The organism is Vibrio sp. V43_P6S15P86, from assembly GCF_009904725.1.
GTDB classification, from domain to species: domain Bacteria; phylum Pseudomonadota; class Gammaproteobacteria; order Enterobacterales; family Vibrionaceae; genus Vibrio; species Vibrio diabolicus.
In genome coordinates, this window is record NZ_WXWT01000053.1 from 1 (window position 1) to 3,043 (window position 3,043).

At 42.7% G+C, this 3,043-nt stretch carries 3 protein-coding genes; 1 reads left to right on the top strand and 2 read right to left on the bottom strand.

What is annotated here, in order from left to right; translation table 11 throughout:
• The first annotated feature begins 333 nt into the window (after positions 1-333).
• Positions 334-1,182 (top strand): pirin family protein, encoded by an 849-nt coding sequence (locus tag CAG69_RS02490; protein WP_161442575.1) that lies wholly within the window; start codon positions 334-336, stop codon positions 1,180-1,182.
• Between the two features lie 143 nt (positions 1,183-1,325).
• On the opposite strand, the gene CAG69_RS02495 is transcribed toward CAG69_RS02490, so the two are convergent.
• Both CAG69_RS02495 and CAG69_RS02500 read right to left on the bottom strand, forming a co-directional pair.
• The gene (locus CAG69_RS02495) at positions 1,326-2,174 is read right to left on the bottom strand and encodes a patatin-like phospholipase family protein (RefSeq protein WP_161442577.1); all 849 of its coding nucleotides are present in this window, start codon (positions 2,172-2,174) and stop codon (positions 1,326-1,328) included.
• Between the two features lie 387 nt (positions 2,175-2,561).
• Positions 2,562-2,900 (bottom strand): hypothetical protein, encoded by a 339-nt coding sequence (locus CAG69_RS02500; RefSeq protein ID WP_006741201.1) that lies wholly within the window; start codon positions 2,898-2,900, stop codon positions 2,562-2,564.
• Positions 2,901-3,043: the final 143 nt, after the last annotated feature.

Sequence of the window (3,043 nt, forward strand, 5' to 3'; positions counted from 1 at the left end):
CTATTGAATGTTCAATCAAGAGGAAGTTGTACGCAGGTGTCTGAATTGGGGGATTCAAGATTTTACTGAGAGGAAACTTAAACTAAATGTTGCATTAACAGCTCTCTTCTAAGAGCCAAGGCCTACTATACACCTTGTTTAGGAAATAGCTACACTTATTTTTAAATATATGTCGACAGCTTGGATAAGTGGACTGTTCGAAAAATTTGAATAAGTAGCTCAAATAGCAAGGCTCATGATTATTTTTCTTCAATCTAAAATAGAACCATATCGATAGCCATGGCTGAACATGCGGTTTGCAAGCGGCCACAAAGGTAAACGAGGAGAAATAGTATGAGTACATTCAGAGAAATTCGTCAGCTTATTCAATCACAACCCACTGCTGATGGTGACGGAGTGAAAATTCGTCGAGTAGCAGGGTTTAATAATGCGAGCTTTTCTCCATTTTTGATGATGGATGAACTTAAGTCTGACGACCGTGCTGATTATGTGGGTGGCTTTCCTCCTCATCCGCATCGCGGCATCGAGACGCTTACTTATATGTTGAAAGGTCATTTCCAGCATCGTGACCACATGGATAATGTTGGTGAGCTTCGTTCTGGTGGCGCTCAATGGATGGCGGCAGGAAGAGGTGTAATTCATAGTGAGATGCCTATTATGCAGGAAGGTGAATTGCATGGTTTCCAAATTTGGATAAACCAGCCTGCGAAAAATAAGATGGCACCGGCTCAATATCATGACTTTCAACCTGAAACGATAACGGAATTCGAAACTCAAAGCTCGGACGTTGTGCGCTTGATTGCTGGTCATCTGACTATAAACAACGAACGTATTCAGGGGCCTCTAACAGAAACAGGTGTTGCTGCCACGGTGGCCGATTGGAGAGCGATGGTTGGCCACGCTTTGAATTTGACCACGGAGCAAGACCACAACATGATGATCTACGTTTATAAAGGTCGTGTTCAGTTAAAAGATCGTGAGATCAATCAAGGCGAAATGGCGATTCTATCGAAAGGTGAATGGGTTGAATTACAAGCCGAAAAGAAGAGTGGTGCTCTGATTTTTATTGGCGAACCAATCAATGAACCAGTGGTTCACTATGGCCCTTTTGTAATGAATAGCATGGAAGAAATAGAACAAGCAATCCAAGACTACAATTCAGGATTGTTTGAAACCTACTAGCGTCAACATCCTAACTCCCTTTTCTGTGAGTAGCGCAGTTATCAACAGTTTTGAGCCTGACTATTGGGCTCGACCAGAAGCAAATACGATAATCCACTGCCATCGAATTTGCGTTAGCCACGTCTAATCCACGTGGCTTTTTTCTACTTCTGATTCCATCGCATGATGGCTTCTTTTCCTGCTTCAATACCTAACTCATAAGCTTGGCGCAATGGTACTGGCGAGCGACTCAATCGTTTTAATTTAAATGATTCGGGAGGACAAACTTGGATGATTTCGACTCCCGATGGTGGATTGTCGATCAGTGCTAAAGTTTGATTGTAGCGAACTTCACGCGTCAACATCGGCTCAATTAATCCTGGCGTTTCTTTCAACATCCCTTTGATTAGTGCGCTGAACTTTCCTTTCGGCTTTTGATAGCTAGAGGGTTGACTGCGTAAAACCATAATCTTTTTGGCTCCTCGCTTTATTGCTTCTGCGACAGGAAGTGCATCAGAAACCCCACCATCAACGTATCGGGTACCGTTCAGTAAGACACCATTTCGGTAAAGTACGGGAAGTGCGCTGCTGGCTTTCATTGTTTCTCCGAGCTCGTCGACATTAGGAGTATGGTACTCGGCTTGGCCATTGTCTTGACGTGTTACGCCTAAAAAGAAAGGTCTCGAATCCGCTTTTAGTGTGGACTTGTCGATGCCAAGCTCTTCGAGAGTGACGTCCCACATCCAATCTAAGTTCATCATATCACCACCACGTAGAATCTGAGATGGTGAGATGAATTCTTTCCTTAAACTGTAATCGAGATAGATTTTTAAGTTGCGCCCGGGCATTTTAGCTAAATACGCCGCCAAGTTACTTGCGCCCGCCGATACGCCCCAAAAGCTATCAAATGGAGAGAAATCGTTAGCGAGAAAATGATCGAGTATGCCGCAAGAAAATACACCTCGCATCGCACCACCTTCGACAATCAACGCACGCTCTCCTACTTGTTCCATCACTGTGTTCCATTCTTTACCTATTGGATGAATAGAATGCAGCTTAACGCATAACGGTTTTATACCCAAGTGGTCCTAAGTGCTAGGGCATCTCCTTAAGTAAAAGAAAAGGGCATCGATGGATGCCCTTTTCATATTAGGCCTAGGGAGTTACAGGTTATTGAGCAGCTCATTTAGTGAAAGCGCACTGAATAAATATGTCACTCCCACACAGAAAGCGGCGCCTGTAATTCCGATACTGATCGTTGTTGTAATTAAAAGAAGTGTCATCTTAGACATACAAGATCAAACTCCTTTTTTATATTTAAGTGGGGCGTTGTGCGTCTGGTTATCGCTTGGAATCATGATGCAAGCGCCCTAAGTTTATTGTTCTAATAAAAGTGATGATCACTTGTCAAAAAAGCAGATAAATAGCACCCAAACTGTCGTTAATGCGAGCAGCGGAGTGAATACTTTCTGTATAGAGGCGCCATCGGTTAGGTTGTAGATTTTGATGGATTCGTTATAGAACGCCCGCTTGAACGCCTTAAAAGAAATATCATTTTTCACATGAGATTGTTCATAGTGTAGGTGTGCTGCGTCTGATAGTTGGTATTCTAAGTCTTGGAGTTCGTACTCTTTGTTAAGAAATGCCTCCCAAGCCGAAAGACGGGCTATCGTTTTTGGAGATTGATTACCCTTTAACTTCTCTAGACGTTTGGCATAAGCAGCTTGATATTTATCCACGGTGTATTCCTGTCTGAATAGACGTTGAGTTAGAACATTTGTAAAAAGAAAAATGAGCAAAAAAGGGGCTTTACGTTCTATGTCTGTGATAAATGTTAAGGAGCTCAATGGTCTATTTCTCTGATGTCGCGAATAATATTGAT